This is a genomic window from Streptomyces sp. NPDC007917 (genome assembly GCF_042959105.1).
Taxonomy (GTDB): domain Bacteria; phylum Actinomycetota; class Actinomycetes; order Streptomycetales; family Streptomycetaceae; genus Streptomyces.
On the sequence record NZ_JBIBKK010000007.1, the window covers coordinates 34,094 to 53,040 of the forward strand.

Sequence of the window (18,947 nt, forward strand, 5' to 3'; positions counted from 1 at the left end):
GGCGCCGACATCGCCGGTTCCGGTCCGATGGGACCGCGCTAGAAGATGGAGTCGAGCGCGGCGCCGAGCGCCAACAGGTAGATGGCCGGGATGACCATGCCGATGATTCCGCAGACCAGGCCCGCGGTGGCCGAGCCGCCGTTGTTGGCCTCGCCGCGGCTCACCTTGCCCTTGCCGATCGAGCCGAAGATGATCGCGAGGATGCCCAGGATGATGGCCAGGACCCACAGGAAGTAGGTGATCCCGCACACCAGCCCGATGATGCCGCACACCAGCGCGGCGGTACCCAGGCCGTTGCTCTGCTGCATGGGCATCCCGGTGGCCCCCGGGTAGACGGGCGGCGGGGCGGGGTAGCCGGCGGCGGCGCCGGGGTACTGCGGGGGTTGGCCGGGCGGCTGGGGCGCGCCGTAGGGGTTCGGGTCGTACGGGCCGGGCTGCGAGTTGGTGGCGGACATGGGTGTCTCCCCTCCTGATCAAGTGCCGTGCAATGTTATGGGCTGACCGATCTTCGAGCCCAGCCGTGGTGCCGCTTCTCTCCTTGGCTGTCAGTGGTGGATGCGAAAATCCGGGCATGGAGACGAACGGGGAGACGGTTTCGGTATCGACGGACGGCGGGCCGCGTTCGGTGGCGGAGCTGACCGAGCGGGTGGGGAGCGGCGAGCGCTTCAAGTACGTGTGGTTCTGGGGCCACCGCCCGCCGCGCGGCGGGGGTGTGGGGCCCGGGTGCTTCAGCCAGTGGTGGCCCTCGGAGTTCGTCGTCGACGGCGTCCGTTACGCGACGGCCGAGCACTGGATGATGGCGGGCAAGGCCCGGCTGTTCGGCGACGCGGACGCCGAGCGGCGGGCGCTGGAGGCGTCGCATCCCAAGCAGGCCAAGGACGCGGGGCGTTCGGTGCGCGGCTTCGACCAGGCGGAGTGGGAGCGGCACCGCTTCGAGCTGGTGGTGCGGGGCAGTGTGCACAAGTTCGGCGCGGATCCGCAGCTGCGCGACTATCTGCTGGGGACGGGGGCGAGGGTGTTGGTGGAGGCCAGCCCGATGGACCGCATATGGGGCATCGGGCTGGCGGCGGACGACGAGCGGGCGCAGGACCCGGCTCGTTGGCGCGGGCTGAACCTGCTGGGCTTCGCGCTGATGGAGGCCCGTCAGCGGCTGGCGTCCGGGGCGTCCACGACCACGGCGGCGCCGCTGTAGCCGGGTCCATGGGCGTTGGCGGAGTACGGATCGTCGTCGTCCTCCTTCGCGATGTAGACGAAGATCATCACGACGCTCGCGACCACCGCGATCACCCCGAGGACGAGTCCGGCCAGGGCCTGTCCGCCGTTGTCGGCCTCGCCTCGCATGGCCTTGGCGCGGCCGAGCGCCCCGAAGATGATCGCGAGCACGCCGAGGATGACGCCGGGGACGACGATGAGGAAGAGGACGGTGCCGACGATGCCCAGCACCAGGGCGGCGGTGCCGTTGCCGTTGTCGGGGGTGAAGGCACCGGGCCCATAGGTCGGGTGCGGGTAGCCATAGCCCGGGTAGCCGGGGTAGGCGGGCTGCGCTCCGTACGGGGGCTGGCCGTAGCCGGTCTGGCCGTGGCCGGTCTGACCGTGCGTGGTCTGGCCATACCCGGGCTGGCCATACCCGGGCTGGCCGTAGCCGGTGGGCGCGTACGGCCCTGCCCCGTACGGCCCGGGCGGGGGCTGATAGGCGCTCGGCGTGCCGGGGCCGGTCGGCGCCTGAGGCGGCGGGGGCACCGCGCCCGGCGCGCCCGGCATCGGCGGCGCGCCCGCCGCCGGGGCAGCGGCCGGGGGGACAACCGGCGCCGGCTCGGCCGCCGCAGGCGCCGCGGCCGGCTTGTCCAGCAGCACCCGCTGCTCCGGTGGGGCCCACGGATCGCTCTCGCGCCGCTCGGGCCGCCTCGGCTCTTCCGGCTGCTCGGGCTGGTCGGGCCGCGTCGGCTGTTCTGACTGCTCGGGCTGGTCGGCCATGCTCTCCCCCAGGTGATGTCCGCCCATGCTACGGCCTGTGCCCCACCCCCTACCGACGGTCTGGGCCCCGGCCGGTCACAGCCCGTGCCGGCCCCCTCCCGGCACCCGATTACGATGACCGGAGCCCGTCGCAGCCGGCCGCCTCCCGGAGGATCCGTTGACCGATCTCACCACCTTCATCGCCGGCCTCCCCAAGGCGGAGCTGCATGTGCACCACGTCGGCTCGGCGTCCCCGCGCATCGTGGCCGAGCTCGCCGCCCGCCACCCCGACTCCAAGGTCCCCACCGACCCCGAGGCCCTTGCCGACTACTTCGTCTTCCGCGACTTCGCGCACTTCATCGAGGTCTACCTCTCCGTCGTCGACCTGGTCCGCGACGCCGAGGACGTACGGCTGCTCACCTACGAGATAGCCCGCGACATGGCCCGGCAGAACATCCGCTATGCCGAGCTGACCGTCACCCCCTACAGCTCCACGCGGCGCGGCATCCCCGACGTCGCCTTCGTCGAGGCGATCGAGGACGCCCGCAAGGCGGCGGAGGCCGAGCTGGGCACCGTGCTGCGCTGGTGCTTCGACATCCCCGGCGAGGCGGGGCTCGAGTCCGCCGAGGAGACCGCCCGTATCGCCTGTGACCTGGGCCCGGCCGGCCTGGTGAGCTTCGGTCTGGGCGGGCCCGAGATCGGCGTGGCGCGCCCCCAGTTCAAGCCCTACTTCGACCGCGCCATCGCGGCCGGGCTGCACAGCGTCCCGCACGCGGGCGAGACCACCGGGCCCGAGACCATCTGGGACGCGCTCAACGAGCTGCGCGCGGAGCGCATCGGCCACGGCACCAGCGCGACCCGCGACCCGAAGCTCCTCGCGCACCTCGCCGAGCACCGGATCCCGCTCGAGGTCTGCCCCACCTCCAACATCGCCACCCGTGCGGTCGCCACGCTGGACGAGCACCCGCTGCGGGAGATGGTCGAGGCCGGGGTGCTGGTGACCATCAACAGCGACGACCCGCCGATGTTCGGCACGGACCTCAACACCGAGTACGCGGTGGCGGCCCGGCTGCTTGACCTGGACGCGGCGGGCGTCGCGGCCCTCGCGAAGAACGCGGTCGAGGCCTCCTTCATGGACGCGGCGGGCAAGGCGCGGCTGTCGGCCGAGATCGACGCCTACACGGCGGCCGCGGGCCGATGACCACGCCGTCCACGGCGTGCACGGCGGTCGCCCACCGCGGCGACCCGTATGTGTGCCGCGAGAACACCCTCGCCTCGATCCGCTCCGCGGTGCTCGCGGGGGCCGGCGCCGTGGAGATCGATGTGCGGCTGACCCGGGACGGCGTCCCGATGCTGCTCCATGACGCGACCCTCAAGCGGCTGTGGGGGCATGACCGCCCCCTCGCCGCGCTGACCGCGGGTGAGGTACGGGGGCTGACCGGCGGCGGCGTGCCGACGCTGCGGGACGCCCTCGCCGCGGCCGACTCGACCCGCGTCATGATCGACCTGCCCGACGTCTCGGCCGCGCGCGGTGCCCTCACCGAGGTCCATGAGTCGGGGGCGGCCGACCGCGTCTACTACTGCGGCAACCTGGCGGCCCTGCACGCGGTGCGCCACGCGGACCCGGGCGCCGAGATCGCCCTGACCTGGACCACGCTGACCCCGCCCCGCCCGACGCTGCTCGCCGGTCTGCGCCCCCGCTGGCTCAACTACCGCTTCGGGCTGGTCTCCCCGGAGCTGGTCGCCCGCAACCACGCCGACGGGCTGCTGGTCTCCGCGTGGACCGCCGACACCCGGCGGTCGATGGGGCGGCTGCTGCGCGCCGGGGTGGACTCGATCACGACGAACCGGATCGGGGCGCTGTGTGCGCTGCTGAGGGTCAGCCGCGGGAAAACTCGTCCGTCGTGAGGGTGAGCTTGACGACCGTGTCCGTCAGATCGATCGGCTCACCGAAGGCGACCTTCAGCTCGCTCAGATACTCGCCCCCCTTGGGGTGCGTGTGGAGGTGGCACCTGCCGGTGTACGGATCAACGATCAAGTAGACCGGCACCTCGGCTTCGGCGTAGACCTCCTTCTTGTCGCCGTAGTCGTTGGCGGCCGTCGACTTGGAGATGACCTCGAGGACGAACTCCATGTCCTCGGGCCTGCACCGGCCCTTGTCGTCAGCTTTCGCGTCCTCCTTCAGGGCAACCAGATCGGGGCAGAACCCGTTGAGGCCCGGGAAGTCGAACCGGACGTCCGAGGTCAGGCGCTTCTTCGCATACCGGGCACGCAATTGCTCCGCGACATCGAAGATGACGTCCCAGTGATTCCTCCGCTGCGGCGACATGAAGACGGCCCCCTTGACGATCTCGACCTTGTAGCCCTCGGGGACTGGCATCTGCTCCAGCCGCTCGAACAAGTAGTCCAGAGTCAGCTCTCCGCTGTCGGCCTGCGCGATCCTGTCGGCCATCTCGATCCTGTCGGTCAGTACAACCCTGTCGGTCAGCTCGATGGTCACGGCCGTGCTCCTCCCCGCCACGCTTCGGATGCGCGGCCGTGCAGTACAACGATAGGCACGGCTCCCGGGACACGGCGTGCGCCTCCCGGGAACCGTGCCTGCCCTCAGCTGGGGTCAGCCCAGCGAGGTCATCACATGCTTGATCCGCGTGTAGTCCTCGAACCCGTACGCCGACAGGTCCTTGCCGTAGCCGGACTTCTTGAAGCCGCCGTGCGGCATCTCGGCGACCAGCGGGATGTGGGTGTTGATCCAGACGCAGCCGAAGTCCAGGGCCTTGGACATCCGCATCGCGCGCGCGTGGTCCTTGGTCCACACCGAGGACGCCAGCGCGTACTCCACGCCGTTGGCGTAGGAGACGGCCTGGGCCTCGTCCGTGAAGGACTGGACGGTGATGACCGGGCCGAAGACCTCCTTCTGGATGATCTCGTCCTCCTGCTTGAGCCCCGAGACGACGGTGGGGGCGTAGAAGAAACCCTTCTCGCCGACGCGGTGGCCGCCCGACTCGACCTTGGCGTGGGCGGGCAGCCGCTCGATGAAGCCGCTGACCTGCGCCAGCTGGTTGGCGTTGTTGAGCGGGCCGTAGAGCACGTCCTCGTCGTCGGCGGCGCCGGTCTTGGTGTCGGCTGCGGCCTTGGCCAGCGCGGCAACGAACTCGTCGTGGATCGACTCGTGGACCAGCACACGGGTGGCCGCCGTACAGTCCTGGCCGGCGTTGAAGAAGCCCGCGACCGAGATGTCCTCGACGGCCTTGGCGATGTCGGTGTCCTCGAAGACCACGACCGGCGCCTTGCCGCCGAGCTCCAGGTGGACCCGCTTGATGTCCTTCGACGCGCTCTCGGCGACCTGCATACCGGCCCGGACCGAGCCGGTGATCGAGGCCATGGCGGGCACGGAGTGCTCGACCATCAGCCGGCCGGTCTCGCGGTCGCCGCAGATGACGTTGAAGACGCCCCGGGGGTGGCCGAGCTCCGTCAGCACCCCGCCGATGATCTCGGCGATCAGCACGGTGGAGGCGGGGGTGGTGTCGGAGGGCTTGAGGACGACGGTGTTGCCCGCCGCCAGCGCCGGGGCGAACTTCCACACGGCCATCATCATCGGGTAGTTCCACGGCGCGACCTGCGCGCACACCCCGATCGGCTCACGCCGGACGATCGAGGTCAGCCCGTCCATGTACTCACCGGCCGAGCGCCCCTCCAGCATCCGCGCCGCGCCCGCGAAGAAGCGGATCTGGTCGATCATGGGCGGGATCTCCTCGCTCGCGGTGAGGGCGAGCGGCTTGCCGGTGTTCTCGGACTCGACGGCGACCAGTTCCTCGGCCCGCGCCTCGAAGGCGTCGGCGATCTTGAGCAGCGCCTTCTGGCGCTCGCCCGGGACCAGGTCGCGCCAGGCCGGGAAGGCGGCCGCGGCGGCCGCCATGGCGGCGTCCACGTCGGCCGGGCCGGAGAGCGGCGCCGTGGCGTAGGCCTCGCCCGTGGCGGGGTTGACCACCTCCGTGGTCCGCCCGTCCGCGGCGTCCCGGAACTCCCCGTCGATGTAGTTGCGCAGACGACGCAGTTCGGTGGTCACGTGCCACCCCTCCCTGTCAGGTGTCCGATGGGTGAGACACCCACAGTAGTCCGCGGGCCCGCGCCCCACCGAGACCACCGAGAGCTTCGGCGGGAGCTTCGGCCGCTTCGGGGCTCCGGTACCCGGCCGCCCCGCCGGCGCCGGCCGTGCAGAGGGCTGATCGGAGGAAATGACAGCGTGCCCGCGACGAGCCTGGGCGCGGGCGGCAGGCGGAGTCCTTACCGTGCCAGTGACCCATTGGCCCTGCGCTCGTTCACCCAACTGGGGGAACGCACGGACGACCGCAGCTGAGGCGAGGTGCTTCGTATGGTGGCTCCGCCGGACAACGACGTGCTCTGGGCACGCACCCTGACGTACGCCTACGGCGGGTCGCCCGCCCTCGCCGATGTCTCCATCGGCGCCCGTGACGGCGAGATCCTGGCCGTGACCGGCCCGCGCGGCTGCGGGAAGACCACCCTGCTCAAGTGTCTGTCGGGCCTGCTCGTCCCGGACCGCGGGGAGGTGTGGTTCAACAGCGCCCCCGTGCACACCCTCTCCCCCCTCGGCCGCGAACAGCTGCGCCGCGACCGCTTCGCGTGGATCGACACCGAACCGCAGCTCATCCCCGAGCTGACCGCCTGGGAGAACGCCGCGCTGCCGCTGATGCTGCGCGGCGCCGGGCGGCGCGAGGCCAAGAACGCCGGCCACGAGTGGCTGGACCGGCTCGACGTCGGCGACTGCGCCCGCCGCCGCCCCGCCGCGCTGCTCCAGGCCCAGCGCCAGCGCGTCGCGATCGCCCGCGCGCTGGCCTCCGCGCCCGCCGTGCTGTTCGCCGACGAGCCCACCGCCCCGCTGCACCGCGCCGACCGCGCCCAGGTGCTGCGCACCCTGACCACGGCGGCCCGCTCGCACGGCATCACGGTGCTCCTGGCCACCCATGACGAGGAGGTGGCCACCCTGGCGGACCGCGCCGTCGCGCTGCTGGACGGCCGCCGGGTGGGCGCGGTCAACGCCGCCGAGGCCGAGGGCAGGTCCGCGTGCTCAGTCTCCGCCTAGCCCGCGGCGCCCGGCCCCTGGCGCTGCTGCGGCGGTCGCTGGTCGCCACCGCGGCGGCGGGCACCGGCTTTCTGCTGCTGAGCGCCCTGGGGTACGCGGCCGGGCACCCCGAGCAGACCGACGGAGCGGTCGTACGGCTGCTGTGGTGCGCGGTGCCGCTGGCCGCCACGACCCATCTCGCGATCACGGTGGCGCGCGCCGACCCGAGCGTCCCGTTCGGCGCGGGCTTCGCGGCGGCCGGCGGCGGCCCGGCCAGGTCGGCCCTGCTCGCGGCGGCCTCGGCCGCACTGTCGTGTGCGCTGGGCTGTGCGCTGGCGCTGCTCGTCTTCCTGCAGCTGCGGGGCGATCTGGCCGGCTCGTGGCTGCTGTGGGCGGATACCGCGAGCAGGGCGGCGGGCGGGGCGGTGAGCGGCCCGCTCGGCGCCGGGCATCCGCTGCCCGCGGCCGCCACGGTCACGCTGCTCGCCGTCGTACCGACGGTGGCGGCCGCGGCCTGCGCGGTCCGCCTGTGGCCCCGGGGACCACAGCGGGCGCGGGGGGCGAGGGGGTCGCGGACCGGTGGCCGGGCGCGGGCGCGGGGCGTCCAGCGGGTGCCGCGCGGCGCCGAACCGCCGGAGCTCGCGGCCCGGGGGCTGCCCTGGGGGATCGCGCTGACCGCGGCGGGCGTCGCCCTGGAGGCATACACGGACAACATGGACAGCGGCCCGCCCCCTCCGCCCGACGCGCTGCTGCCGCTGCCCGGCGAACTCGGGGGCAGCCCGCCCGGCGTGGTGGGCGGCTGGGCGCTGGCGGCGGTCGGGCTGGTGCTGGCCGGTCCCGGCCTCACCCATCTGTGCGGCAGATTGCTGGCCGCCTGGCGCCCGGGCACACTGCGGCTGCTCGCCGGGCGGGTGTTGCAGCAGGAGGCGGGGCGCCTGGGGCACTCTGTCGGCGTGCTGTGGGCCGTCGCCACCGCCGCGTACGCCGCGGTCGAGCTGTACGGCGTCGGCGCCGGCCCGTCCGGGCACCGCCCATTCGGCCCGCTCATCGGCCTCGGCGCGGCCCTGATCATGATGTGCGCCACCGCCTCGGTGCTCACGGCGGCGCTCGAGGCGAAGAGCGCGCGGGGCCGGACGACGGAAGCCCTGCTGCGCCTGGGCGCGCCCCCGCGTCTGCTGCGGGGCGCCGCGGCCCTGCGCGGGCTGGCGCTGCTGGTGCTGCTGGCACCGCTGACCTGGGCGGTCGCGGAGCTGAGCACGCTGCCGTTCAACCACTGACCCGTGCGGCCGCGCCAACCGCCGTCCGGCCGCCATCCCGGTCGGCAGGGACGACGCGGGCCGTACGGGGCGCGGGACACGGGGCGCGGGACACGGGGCGCGGGACCGGGCCGTACGACGGGACGCGGGACCGGGCCCGTACAGGATGCCGGCCGCCCGCTCTCCGCACCCGTCCGCTCCCCGCGCCCCGCCCGCTCCCCGCGCCCACCTGCGGGAGGAGACCGCGCGCACCGCCGCCAGTAGCATGTCGCCGTGCTGACCGACGACGCTTCCACCGCCGCCCAAGACCCGTGTCCCGACCGGGAGATCGAGTCCCTGCGGGAGTTCGACGAGGTCGTGGCGCGCGGCACCCTGGCCGGTTACCGCGTCCAGTCCGTCGACCTGACCGACCGTACGCGGGCGCTGCTCGGCACGGACACCGCCGAGGCGGTGTTCCTCGGCTGCCCGATGGAGCCGGAGGCCGCCGCCAAGGTGCGGGCCGGCGGCGCGCTGGTCTTCCCGCCGGTGCCCGGTCTGCCGTTCGACCCCTACCGCGGCACCCTCTACTCGCCGCAGGAGCTGTTCGAGGGGCTGGCGGAGCGGGGCTACGCGGGGACGCCGGACGCGCTGGCGTACGCCTGGTTCCAGCGCACCAAGGCCGACGGCGACATCTTCTCCTCGATGCTGCGTTCCATCCACGACGACGCCGTCTCGGACGCCCTCGACGAACTCCTGACCGGGGCCCGGGTGGTGGGCGTGATGGGCGGCCACGCCCTGGAGCGCGGCTCCGAGGGCTACGCGGGCGCGGCCCGGCTCGGGCGGGCCGTGGCGCGGGCCGGGTTCATGGTCGCGACCGGCGGCGGCCCTGGCGCGATGGAGGCGGCCAACCTGGGCGCGTACGCGGCCCCGTTCGCCGACGACATGCTCGACGAGTCCCTTGAACTGCTCGCCAAGGCCCCCTCCTTCCGGCCGTCCGTCGGCGAGTGGGCCGAGGTGGCCTTCGCGGTGCGCGAGCGGTGGCCGGACGGCGGCGCGTCGGTGGGCATTCCGACCTGGTTCTACGGGCACGAGCCGCCCAGCGCGTTCGCCTCGCACATCGCGAAGTACTTCGCCAACGCCACGCGCGAGGACGGCCTGCTGGCGCGGTCGAACGCAGGGGTGGTGTTCCTGCCGGGCGCCGCCGGGACCGTACAGGAGATCTTCGACAACGCGACGCCGAACTACTACGAGTCGCGCGGCGAACCGACGCCGATGGTGCTCGTGGACCGCGACCACTGGACGCGCCGCCTGCCGACCTGGCCGCTGCTGGAAGCGCTCGCCGAGGGCAGGCCCATGAAGGCCCGTATCGCGCTGGTGGACTCGGTGGACGAGGCTCCGGGCGCGCTCATGTCCCTGGGGGCGTCCCCGGCGCGCTGAGCAGCCGGGCCAGGGTCCGGTACGAGGTGTCCCAACTCCACTCCTCACGCACCCAGGCCCGCCCCTTCTCGCCCATGGCCCGGGCGGCGGGCCGGTCCCGGAGCAGCGCGATCAGCCGGTCGGCGATGGCGCGCGTGGCACGGCCGTCGACGACGTGCCCGGTCTCGCCGTCCCGGACGGCGTCCGGCGCGCCGCCGGAGTCCCCGGCGAGCACCGGCAGCCCGGCGGCGGCCGCCTCCAGGAAGACGATGCCCAGGCCCTCGACCTCCAGACCGCCCCTGCGGGTGCGGCACGGCATCGCGAAGACATCGGCGGCCGCGTAGTAGGGCGGCATCCCGCGGTGCCGCACCCCGCCCGCGAAGACCACGGCGTCCCTGACGCCGTGCGCGTCGGCGAGCCGGCGCAGCCCGTACGCGTCGGGGCCGTCGCCGACGAGCAGCAGGACGGCCCCGGGGACGGCCCGGCGCACCAGCGGCAGCGCCCTGATGAGGGCGTCCTGGCCCTTGCGCCGGACGAGCCGGGCGGCGCACAGGATCACCTGACGGCCTGTGAGCCGGTGGCGTTCGCGCACGTGGCGCGCGTCGAGCCCGGGGCGGAAGGCGGAGGTGTCGACTCCGGGGGCCAGCCGGGTCATCCGGGCCGCGGCGGCGGGCCCCAGGGCGGCGGCGATGGACGCGCCGGTGGCGGCTCCGAGGTAGGTCACGGTGTCCGCCCCGGCCCCGACGCGGCGCAGCAGCGCGCGGGCCCCCGGGGTGCGGGCCCACCACACCTCGTGGCCGTGCGTGGTGGCGACGATCCGGCGCACCCCCGCCTCGCGGCGCAGCCGCCCGGCCATCAGCCCCAGGGGCGCGGCGGCGCCGAACCACACGCTGTCGCAGCGGTGGCGGCGGGCCAGCTCCACCGCGCGGCTCGTGGCGCGCCGGGTGGGCAGCAGCGTGCGGGCGCCGTCGCGGACCACGGGGTGGGGCAGATCGGCGTCGTACAGTGCCGCGCCCGGCTCGGAGGAGGTGTGGACGACGACGGCCTCCGGTGGGAAGCGGCTGGTCATGGCGTGGACGAAGGTCTCGATGCCGCCCTGGCGCGGAGGGAAGTCATTGGTGATCACGAGGGTGCGCGGCATCCCGCGTGGCGGTTCGGTCATACGGCCCGAGGCTAGGAACGACCGCCGCCCCGCCGCGTCACACGGAGGGGGTAACTCCATCGTCACGCCGTGGTGTGACCAAGGGTCACGCCGTGGGCTGAAGACGGTGTTTGAGGATCATCCCGTGCGGTGACGCGGCCCGCCACCGCGGTACGGAGAATGGCGCCATGAGCTCTGTCCGCGGGCGGCGGGCGCGCGGCTGGGGCGACGCCCCCGCCTACTCCTGGGCAGCCGGAGCGGCGCTGACCGGATGCGCGGCCGACGCGCCCAGCACCACCACGTCGTCCGCGTCGAACGCGACGCCGACCCGCTCCCCCTCCTTCGGCGCGTCCCGCAGCGCGCACGCCGCCTCCAGGCGCGGCGCGCCGGCCGGCTGGAGGACGAGGGCCACGCGGTCGCCGCGGAAGGTGCGCGCCGCCACCGTGCACGGCAGGCCCTTCTCGGGGGAGGTGAGCCGCACCCCGGCCGGGCGGACCAGCAGCCGGCACGGCCCCTGAGGAGTGCCGTCGGGCACGGGCAGCTCGCCCCAGGGGGTGTCGGCGCTCTCGCCGTGTACGACGGCGTCAACCAGGTTGTCGAAGCCAAGGAAGCGGGCGACGAACTCGCTGGCGGGGCGCTGCCACACCTCCAGCGGGGTGCCGGACTGCGCGATGCGCCCGTCGTCCATCACCACCACCCGGTCCGCGAGCGCGAAGGCCTCGCCCTGGTCGTGGGTGACCGCGAGGACTGTGGTGCCCAGTTCGCCGAACAGCTGGCGCAGTTCGACCACCAGCCGCTCCCGCAGCCCGCGGTCGAGCTGGCCCAGTGGCTCGTCCAGCATCAGCAGCGTGGGCCGCGGGGCCAGGGCGCGGGCCAGCGCGACGCGCTGCTGCTCGCCGCCGGACAGCGAGGCGACCGCGCGCCGCTGCGCGCCCGGCAGGCCGACCAGCTCCAGCAGCTCGGCGACCCGGTGCTCCGCCTCGGCGCGCGCCACCTTGCGCATCCGCAGCCCGAAGGCGACGTTGCCGCCCACGTCCCGCTGCGGGAAGAGCTGGTGGTCCTGGAACATCAGGCCCACGCCGCGCCGGTGGGTGGGCACCCCCGCCTGGTCCCGCCCGGCCAGCAACACCCTGCCGGTGTGGGCCCGCTCCAGGCCCGCCACCACGCGCAGCAGCGTGGACTTGCCGCCGCCGCTGGGCCCCAGCACCGACACCGTCTCGTGCTCGGCGACCTCGAGGTCCACGGCGTCCAGCGCCGCCCGCTCGCCGTAGCGGACCGTCACCTCGTCCAGGCGCAGCAGCGTCATCAGAACTCCCCCGAACGGTCGGTGCGGATCCGCTCCAGTACCAGCAGGGAGCCCGCGCACACCAGCATCAGAATCGTGCTCAGGGCCATGGCCTGGCCGTAGTTGAGCTGCCCGGCCCGGCCCAGGAAGCGGGCGACGGCCACCGGGAGGGTCGGGTGGTCAGGCCTGGCGATGAAGACCGTCGCGCCGAACTCGCCGAGCGATACGGCGAAGGCGAAGCCCGCCGCGACCCCGAGGGCCCGTGCGACCAGCGGCAGGTCCACCTCCCGCCAGGCCCGCAGCGGGGACGCGCCGAGCACGGCCGCCGCCTCGCGCAGCCGGTGGTCCACCGCGCGCAGCACGGGCAGCATGGTCCGTACGACGAAGGGCACGCCCACCAGGGCCTGGGCGAGCGGTACGAGGATCCATGAGGCGCGCAGGTCCAGCGGCGGCTCGTCGAGGGCGATGAGGAAGCCGAAGCCGACGGTGACGGCGGAGGTGCCGAGCGGCAGCATCAGCAGCGCGTCGAATCCCCGTACCAGTCTGCCCGCTTTTCTGGTCAGCGCCGCGGCCGCCAGGCCGCCCACGACGAGTGCGAAGACGGTTGCCACGGCGGCGTAGCGCAGGGAGTTCCAGAGGGCGTCCACAGGGGGCACGAAAAACGTCCCGCCGCTGTCCGCGGCCGACTGCAGGGCGCGGTAGTAGCCGAGGCCGTAGCCGCCGGGGGCGTCCAGGGACCGCTCGACCAGGACGGCGAGCGGCAGCAGGATCAGCAGCGCCACGACGGCGAGCACGCCCCACAGCAGCGCCCATTGGGCCGCGCCCTGGGGGCGGCGCGCGGTCTGTTCGGGGTCGACCAGCTTCAGGGCGCTCTCGCGGCGCCGGACGGTCCACGCGTGCAGGGCCAGGACCGCGGCCACGGCCGCGAACTGGATCAGCGTCAGCACGGCTGCGGTCGGCAGGTCGAGCAGTTGGGCGGTCTCCCGGTAGATCGCGACCTCCAGGGTGGCGTACCGGGGGCCGCCGAGGATCTGGATGACGCCGAAGGAGGTGAAGGTGAACAGGAAGACCATCAGGGCGGCTGCCGCCACGGCGGGCGCCAGCGCCGGCAGCGTCACCCGCCGCCACGCGGCCAGGCGGCTCGCGCCGAGCACCCGCGCGGCCTCCTCCTGCCGCGGGTCGAGCTGCGCCCACAGCCCGCCGACGGTCCGTACCACCACCGCGTAGTTGAAGAAGACGTGGGCCAGGAGGATCGCCCATACGGTGGTGTCGAGCCGTACCCCCCACAGGTTGTCCAGCAGCCCGCCGTGGCCGAGCAGGGCCAGGAACGCCGAGCCCGCGACGACGGTCGGCAGGACGAAGGGGACGGTCACCACGGCGCGCAGCAGCCGCTTGCCGGGGAAGGCGAAGCGGGCGAAGACATACGCGCCGGGCAGCGCGACGGCCAGCGTCAGGGCGGTGGAGGCGGCCGCCTGCCAGGCGGTGAACCACAGGATGTCCAGGACCGCCGGGTCGGTGAGCACGTCGCCGATGCGGCCCAGCCGCCACTGGCCGTCCACGCGCAGCCCGCGGGCGACGATGGCGGCCACCGGATAGAGGAAGAACAGCGCGAAGAAGGCGGTGGGCACGGCCATCAGGGCCAGCCGCAGCGCCGCCCCGCGCAGCCGCGAGCGACGCCGCCCGGGGCGCCGGCTCGCCGCCTCGGGCGTCTTCGAGGACGGCTCGCGGCCCTTTACAGGACGAGCGAGGACCATGCCTTGACCCACTGGTCACGGTTCTTGGCGATCTTCCTGGGCTCCAGGGTGGCCGAGTCGGCGATCTTCACGCCGTACTTCGTGAACAGCTCGGGCAGCTTCGCGTCCTCGCGGGCCGGGTTGACGTACATGTTGAGCGGCACGTCCTCCTGGAACCGCTTGGTCAGCAGGAAGTCCAGCAGTGCCTTGCCGCCCTTGGTGTTCGACGCGCCGTTGAGGAGTCCGGCGAATTCCACCTGGCGGAAGCAGGTGCCCGTCGCGACCCCTGTGGGGGCCTGCGCGGGCCGCGGTTTGGCGTCGACCACCTCGGCGGGCGGGCTGGAGGCGTACGAGACGACCAGCGGCCGGTCGCCCTTGGCGCCGCCGGCCGAGCCGGAGAAGCGGTCGTAGTACGCCTGCTCCCAGCCGTCGACGACCTCGACGCCGTTGGCCCTGAGCTTCTTCCAGTAGCCCTGCCAGCCGTCGTCCCCATACCGGGCGGCCGTGCCCAGCAGGAAGGCGAGGCCGGGCGAGGAGGTGGCCGCGTTCTCGGTGACCAGGAGGTTCTTGTAGGCGGGCTTGGTCAGGTCGTCGAGGGTCTTCGGCGGGGCCAGCTTCTTGTCGGCGAAGTACTCGCGGTCGTAGTTGACGCAGATGTCGCCGAAGTCGACCGGGGTGACGCGGTGCTCGGCCCGGTCGAGCTGGAGGGCCGCCGGGACCTTGTCCAGGCCCTTGGCCTGGTAGGGGGCGAACAGGTCGTTGTCGAGCGCGCGGGAGAGCAGGGTGTTGTCGACGCCGAAGAAGACGTCTCCCTGGGGATGCGACTTGGAGAGTATCGCCTGGTTGACAGCGGCCCCGGCGTCGCCGCCCGGCAGCACCTGCACCTTGTAGCCGGTCTGCCGGGTGAACTCCCGCAGCACGGCCTTCGACGCGGCGAACGAGTCGTGCGTGACCAGTTTCACGGTCTTGGAGCCGGAGCCTCCGGAGGAGCCGGAAGAGTCCTCGCCGCAGGCGACGAGCGTGGTGAGGCCGAGCGAGCCGAAGAGGGCGGCGACGACGGCATGCCGAAGACGGCTGTTCATATGAGGCTGACTCCCTACGCCGGTATGACCCGGATCAGGTCCGAGGGTCTGCGGCCGTGCCGCACTCTCAGCGCTGTTCGCGCTCCCCTGTCGGAATGTTCACTTGTACGAGATGTAAGAGCTGTGTACGAGGTGGTGCCAGGGCACCGTATCAGCCGGCCCTCAGCGCTCCGCCGCCGCCAGCTGCCCGCACGCCCCGTCGATCTCCTGCCCCCGGGTGTCCCGCACGGTCACGGGCACGCCGTGTGCCTCCAGGGCGGCCACGAACGCCTTCTCGTCCTCCGGCCTGGACGCGGTCCACTTGGAGCCGGGCGTCGGGTTGAGCGGGATCAGGTTGACGTGCACCCGGCGGCCCTTGAGCAGCCGCCCCAGCAGGTCGGCCCGCCATGCCTGGTCGTTGATGTCCCTGATCAGGGCGTACTCGATGGAGACGCGACGGCCCGACTTCTCCGCGTACTCCCACGCCGCGTCCAGGACCTCGCGGACCTTCCAGCGGGTGTTGACCGGGACGAGCGTGTCGCGCAGCTCGTCGTCGGGCGCGTGCAGCGACACCGCGAGACGGCACTTGAAGCCCTCGTCGGCGAAGCGCAGCATCGCCGGGACCAGTCCGACGGTCGAGACGGTGATGCCGCGCTGGGACAGGCCGAGGCCGTCCGGCTCCGGGTCCGTCAGCCTGCGGATGGCGCCGACGACGCGGTTGTAGTTGGCCAGCGGCTCGCCCATGCCCATGAAGACGATGTTGGACAGCCGCGCCGGGCCTCCCGGGATCTCACCGTCCCGCAGCGCCCGCATCCCGTCGACGATCTGGTGGACGATCTCGGCGGTGGACAGATTGCGGTCCAGGCCCGCCTGGCCGGTGGCGCAGAACGGGCAGTTCATGCCGCAGCCCGCCTGGGAGCTGATGCACATGGTGACCCGGTCCGGGTAGCGCATCAGCACGGACTCCACGAGCGTGCCGTCGAAGAGCCGCCACAGGGTCTTGCGGGTGGTGTCGTCGTCGCAGCTGATGTGGCGCACCACGCTCATCAGGTCCGGCAGCAGCCCGGCCGCCAGCTTCTCGCGCGCGGCGGCCGGGATGTCGGTCCACTGGGCCGGGTCGTGGCTGTAGCGGGCGAAGTAGTGGCGCGATACCTGGCCGGCGCGGAAGGGCTTCTCGCCGAGGGCGGCGACGGCCTCGCGGCGCTCGGCGGGCGAGAGGTCGGCGAGATGCCGCGGGGGCTTCTTGGCTCCGCGCGGCGCGACGAATGTGAGTTCTCCGGGCTTGGGCATGGTCCAACCAGTGTCGCAGACGTGCGAACGGCCTCGCGCCACGCGTGGCACGAGGCCGTACAGCCTTCGGTCGGGGGGCCGGTCAGCCGCCCCCCACGAAGATCACCAGCAGCAGCCAGACCACGGGCGCGGTGGGCAGCAGGGAGTCCAGCCGGTCCATGATCCCGCCGTGGCCGGGCAGCAGCTTGCCCATGTCCTTGATGCCCAGGTCACGCTTGATCATGGACTCGCCGAGGTCGCCGAGGGTCGCGCTGATCGCGACGGCGAGCCCGAGCAGCACCCCCTGCCACCATGCGCCGTCCTTGATCAGGTACTGCATGGACAGCGCGCCCGCGACCATCGCGAAGGCGATCGCGCCGAGCAGCCCCTCCCGGGTCTTGCCGGGGCTGATGCGCGGGGCGAGCTTGTGGCGGCCGAAGCGCCAGCCGACCGCGTACGCACCGGTGTCGCTGACCACGGTCAGCAGCAGAAAGACGAGCACCCGCCGCGGCCCGTCGTCGGCCGCGAGCATGAGTGCGACAAAACTGGCCAGGAACGGCACATAGAAGGCCGCGAAGACGCCGGCCGTGACATCCCTGAGGTAGTTCTCGGGCGGCTCGGTCATCCGCCATACGAGCACGGCCAGGGCGGTCAGCGCGACGGCCACCCACGCGCCCTCCGCACCGCGCACATAACCGGCGACCACCATGGCGACGCCGCCCACCGCGAGCGGCACCAGCGGGACGCGGATGTCCTTGCGCTCGGCCAGCCGCGAGGTCAGCTCCCACAGTCCGACGACCACCGCGACCGCTATGACGCCGATGAACACCGGCTTGTAGATGAAGAGCGAGGCGACGACCAGCGCGCCGAGGCCGACGCCCACCCCTATCGCGGCGGGCAGATTGCGGCCCGCGCTCTTCTTCTTCGAGCCGCCCATCTCGTCGGCGCTCCCGCTCTGGTCGGCGCTGCCCGGTGCGCCGGGCTGAGCGGCGCCGCCGGAGGGCGTGGGGTGGGGGCGGTCCGGGGGCGTGGGCGGTTGCGCGGCGGGCTGCCGCGGCCCGCGCTCCGGCTCCCGGTCGTCGCGGAACAGGGGGCCGCTCGGCTGAGCGGCCCCCCGGTCACGGTCGGCGGCATCCCAAGGGTCTCCGCCTGCGTGGGGCACGGTGGGCATGGGCCGAGTCTGCGCCGCCTCGCCCACGTCGTGCGCGGGACCCGCCGAGGGCGAGGGCACCTTGGCGCGAAGCGAGGGAGGGGGCCCCTGCTGGGCCGGTCCCCGGAGGCGGGCGCTCGGCGGAGCCCCCCAGGATGAGTCGTTCATCAGACCTCGAGCAGCTCGGCTTCCTTGTGCTTGAGCAGTTCATCCACCTGCGCGACATACTTCGCGGTGGTGTCGTCGAGCTCCTTCTCGGCGCGGCGGCCCTCGTCCTCGCCGACCTCGCCGTCCTTGATCAGCTTGTCGATGGACTCCTTGGCCTTGCGGCGGACGCTGCGGATCGAGATCTTCGCGTCCTCGCCCTTGCCCTTGGCCACCTTGATGAATTCCTTGCGGCGCTGTTCCGTGAGCTCCGGGAACACCACCCGGATGATGCTGCCGTCATTGCTCGGGTTGACGCCCAGATCGGAGTCGCGGATCGCCTGCTCGATATTGCGCAGCGCGCTCTTGTCGAACGGGGTCACCACGGCCATCCGCGGTTCCGGCACCGAGAACGACGCCAGCTGATTGATCGGCGTCATCGCTCCGTAGTAGTCCGCCACGATCTTGTTGAACATCGCCGGGTGCGCACGCCCGGTGCGGATCGCGGCGAAGTCCTCCTTGGCGACCACAACGGCCTTCTCCATCTTCTCCTCGGCCTCGAGGAGGATCTCTTCGATCACCACTTGCTCCTGGTGTTATCAGTAAGCAGAGCCTCGCCCCTGCGTGCGTCTTCTCCTGCACGGTGTCCGACCGGCAGGCCGTTGTCCATCCCCCGTATGAGCCGTCAGGCCCGGGAGCCCTGGTCGCTCACGAGCGTGCCGATCTTCTCACCCTTCACCGCGCGCGCGATGTTTCCTTCGGCGAGAAGCTCGAAGACGAGGATCGGCAGTTTGTTGTCGCGGCACAGCGTGACGGCGGTGGCGTCGGCGACCTTGAGGTCGCGGGTGATCACCTCGCCGTACTCCAGGGCGTCGAACTTCACCGCGTCCGGGTTCCGGGCGGGGTCGGAGTCGTAGACCCCGTCCACCCCGTTCTTACCCATGAGCAGGGCCTCGGCATGGATCTCCAGGGCGCGCTGGGCCGCGGTGGTGTCCGTCGAGAAGTACGGCATGCCCATACCCGCGCCGAAGATGACCACGCGCCCCTTCTCCAGATGGCGCACCGCACGCAGCGGAATGTACGGCTCCGCGACCTGGCCCATGGTGATGGCGGTCTGGACGCGGGAGTCGATGCCCTCCTTCTCCAGGAAGTCCTGGAGTGCGAGACAGTTCATGACCGTGCCGAGCATGCCCATGTAGTCCGAGCGCGCCCGGTCCATGCCGCGCTGCTGCAGTTCGGCGCCGCGGAAGAAGTTGCCGCCACCGATGACGATGGCGATCTCCGCGCCGTCCCGGACGACAGCGGCGACCTCACGGGCGATGGCGTGCACGACATCCGGGTCGACCCCGAGTCCCCCGCCTCCGGCGAACGCCTCACCGGAGAGCTTCAGCAGGAACCGACGGCGTCTGACCCTGCCCTGAGCGTTGTTCTCGTCGGCGGCCTGTCCGGCGCCCGCGCCCTGATTCATTGGAGATCTCCT

18 protein-coding genes and 1 riboswitch are annotated in these 18,947 nt (G+C 72.9%); of the genes, 6 read left to right on the forward strand and 12 right to left on the reverse strand.

Annotated features, from left to right (window positions below):
- Positions 1-38: 38 nt before the first annotated feature.
- Positions 39-455 carry a DUF4190 domain-containing protein gene (locus tag ACFZDL_RS15255; protein WP_353595313.1) on the reverse strand — a complete coding sequence of 139 codons (417 nt, stop codon included), beginning with the start codon at positions 453-455 and terminating at the stop codon, positions 39-41.
- Between the two features lie 116 nt (positions 456-571).
- Between ACFZDL_RS15255 and ACFZDL_RS15260 the strand changes: the two genes are divergently transcribed.
- Complete coding sequence (locus ACFZDL_RS15260) at positions 572-1,192, forward strand: NADAR family protein (protein ID WP_353595314.1); 621 nt, start codon at positions 572-574, stop codon at positions 1,190-1,192.
- On the opposite strand, the gene ACFZDL_RS15265 is transcribed toward ACFZDL_RS15260, so the two are convergent.
- The gene (locus ACFZDL_RS15265; protein WP_353595315.1) at positions 1,144-2,001 is read right to left on the reverse strand and encodes a DUF4190 domain-containing protein; all 858 of its coding nucleotides are present in this window, start codon (positions 1,999-2,001) and stop codon (positions 1,144-1,146) included. The genes ACFZDL_RS15260 and ACFZDL_RS15265 overlap by 49 nt on opposite strands.
- A 130-nt stretch (positions 2,002-2,131) precedes the next feature.
- Between ACFZDL_RS15265 and ACFZDL_RS15270 the strand changes: the two genes are divergently transcribed.
- Positions 2,132-3,154, forward strand: coding sequence for an adenosine deaminase (locus tag ACFZDL_RS15270; protein ID WP_353595316.1), 1,023 nt, complete (start codon positions 2,132-2,134; stop codon positions 3,152-3,154).
- On the forward strand, positions 3,151-3,861 hold the full coding sequence (locus tag ACFZDL_RS15275; RefSeq protein ID WP_353595317.1) for a glycerophosphodiester phosphodiesterase: 711 nt from the start codon (positions 3,151-3,153) through the stop codon (positions 3,859-3,861). The genes ACFZDL_RS15270 and ACFZDL_RS15275 overlap by 4 nt, the downstream gene beginning before the upstream one ends.
- On the opposite strand, the gene ACFZDL_RS15280 is transcribed toward ACFZDL_RS15275, so the two are convergent.
- Together ACFZDL_RS15280 and ACFZDL_RS15285 are read right to left on the reverse strand one after the other, a co-directional pair.
- Positions 3,833-4,405, reverse strand: coding sequence for a Uma2 family endonuclease (locus ACFZDL_RS15280; protein WP_353595385.1), 573 nt, complete (start codon positions 4,403-4,405; stop codon positions 3,833-3,835). The genes ACFZDL_RS15275 and ACFZDL_RS15280 overlap by 29 nt on opposite strands.
- Before the next feature lie 162 nt (positions 4,406-4,567).
- Positions 4,568-6,019, reverse strand: a complete 1,452-nt coding sequence (locus ACFZDL_RS15285) for a gamma-aminobutyraldehyde dehydrogenase (protein WP_353595318.1) — start codon at positions 6,017-6,019, stop codon at positions 4,568-4,570.
- 306 nt (positions 6,020-6,325) lie between these two features.
- On the opposite strand from ACFZDL_RS15285, the gene ACFZDL_RS15290 reads away from it, so the two are divergent.
- The 3 genes from ACFZDL_RS15290 (at position 6,326) to ACFZDL_RS15300 (ending at position 9,705) form a co-directional block, all read left to right on the forward strand.
- On the forward strand, positions 6,326-7,054 hold the full coding sequence (locus tag ACFZDL_RS15290) for an ATP-binding cassette domain-containing protein (protein ID WP_353595319.1): 729 nt from the start codon (positions 6,326-6,328) through the stop codon (positions 7,052-7,054).
- Positions 7,036-8,310, forward strand: coding sequence for a hypothetical protein (locus ACFZDL_RS15295; RefSeq protein ID WP_353595320.1), 1,275 nt, complete (start codon positions 7,036-7,038; stop codon positions 8,308-8,310). The genes ACFZDL_RS15290 and ACFZDL_RS15295 overlap by 19 nt, the downstream gene beginning before the upstream one ends.
- A gap of 252 nt (positions 8,311-8,562) precedes the next feature.
- Positions 8,563-9,705, forward strand: coding sequence for a Rossmann fold nucleotide-binding protein (locus tag ACFZDL_RS15300; RefSeq protein ID WP_353595321.1), 1,143 nt, complete (start codon positions 8,563-8,565; stop codon positions 9,703-9,705).
- On the opposite strand, the gene ACFZDL_RS15305 is transcribed toward ACFZDL_RS15300, so the two are convergent.
- The 8 genes from ACFZDL_RS15305 to pyrH all read right to left on the reverse strand — a co-directional run bounded on the left by ACFZDL_RS15305 (position 9,674) and on the right by pyrH (position 18,935).
- Positions 9,674-10,825, reverse strand: coding sequence for a glycosyltransferase family 4 protein (locus ACFZDL_RS15305; protein ID WP_353595386.1), 1,152 nt, complete (start codon positions 10,823-10,825; stop codon positions 9,674-9,676). The genes ACFZDL_RS15300 and ACFZDL_RS15305 overlap by 32 nt on opposite strands.
- 238 nt (positions 10,826-11,063) lie before the next feature.
- The gene (locus ACFZDL_RS15310) at positions 11,064-12,131 is read right to left on the reverse strand and encodes an ABC transporter ATP-binding protein (RefSeq protein ID WP_353595322.1); all 1,068 of its coding nucleotides are present in this window, start codon (positions 12,129-12,131) and stop codon (positions 11,064-11,066) included.
- On the reverse strand, positions 12,131-13,744 hold the full coding sequence (locus tag ACFZDL_RS15315; protein ID WP_353595387.1) for an iron ABC transporter permease: 1,614 nt from the start codon (positions 13,742-13,744) through the stop codon (positions 12,131-12,133). The genes ACFZDL_RS15310 and ACFZDL_RS15315 overlap by 1 nt, the downstream gene beginning before the upstream one ends.
- Before the next feature lie 98 nt (positions 13,745-13,842).
- Positions 13,843-14,925, reverse strand: coding sequence for a thiamine ABC transporter substrate-binding protein (locus ACFZDL_RS15320; protein ID WP_353595323.1), 1,083 nt, complete (start codon positions 14,923-14,925; stop codon positions 13,843-13,845).
- Positions 14,920-15,024: riboswitch (TPP riboswitch) on the reverse strand. Its footprint overlaps the gene before it by 6 nt.
- A gap of 63 nt (positions 15,025-15,087) precedes the next feature.
- The gene (gene rlmN / locus ACFZDL_RS15325) at positions 15,088-16,194 is read right to left on the reverse strand and encodes a 23S rRNA (adenine(2503)-C(2))-methyltransferase RlmN (protein WP_353595324.1); all 1,107 of its coding nucleotides are present in this window, start codon (positions 16,192-16,194) and stop codon (positions 15,088-15,090) included.
- A gap of 82 nt (positions 16,195-16,276) precedes the next feature.
- Positions 16,277-17,491 (reverse strand): phosphatidate cytidylyltransferase, encoded by a 1,215-nt coding sequence (locus tag ACFZDL_RS15330; RefSeq protein WP_353595325.1) that lies wholly within the window; start codon positions 17,489-17,491, stop codon positions 16,277-16,279.
- Positions 17,491-18,048 carry a ribosome recycling factor gene (gene frr / locus ACFZDL_RS15335; protein ID WP_089510938.1) on the reverse strand — a complete coding sequence of 186 codons (558 nt, stop codon included), beginning with the start codon at positions 18,046-18,048 and terminating at the stop codon, positions 17,491-17,493. Before frr ends, ACFZDL_RS15330 begins: the two co-directional genes overlap by 1 nt.
- Before the next feature lie 104 nt (positions 18,049-18,152).
- Positions 18,153-18,935, reverse strand: a complete 783-nt coding sequence (gene pyrH / locus ACFZDL_RS15340) for a UMP kinase (protein WP_353595326.1) — start codon at positions 18,933-18,935, stop codon at positions 18,153-18,155.
- Positions 18,936-18,947 lie beyond the last annotated feature (12 nt).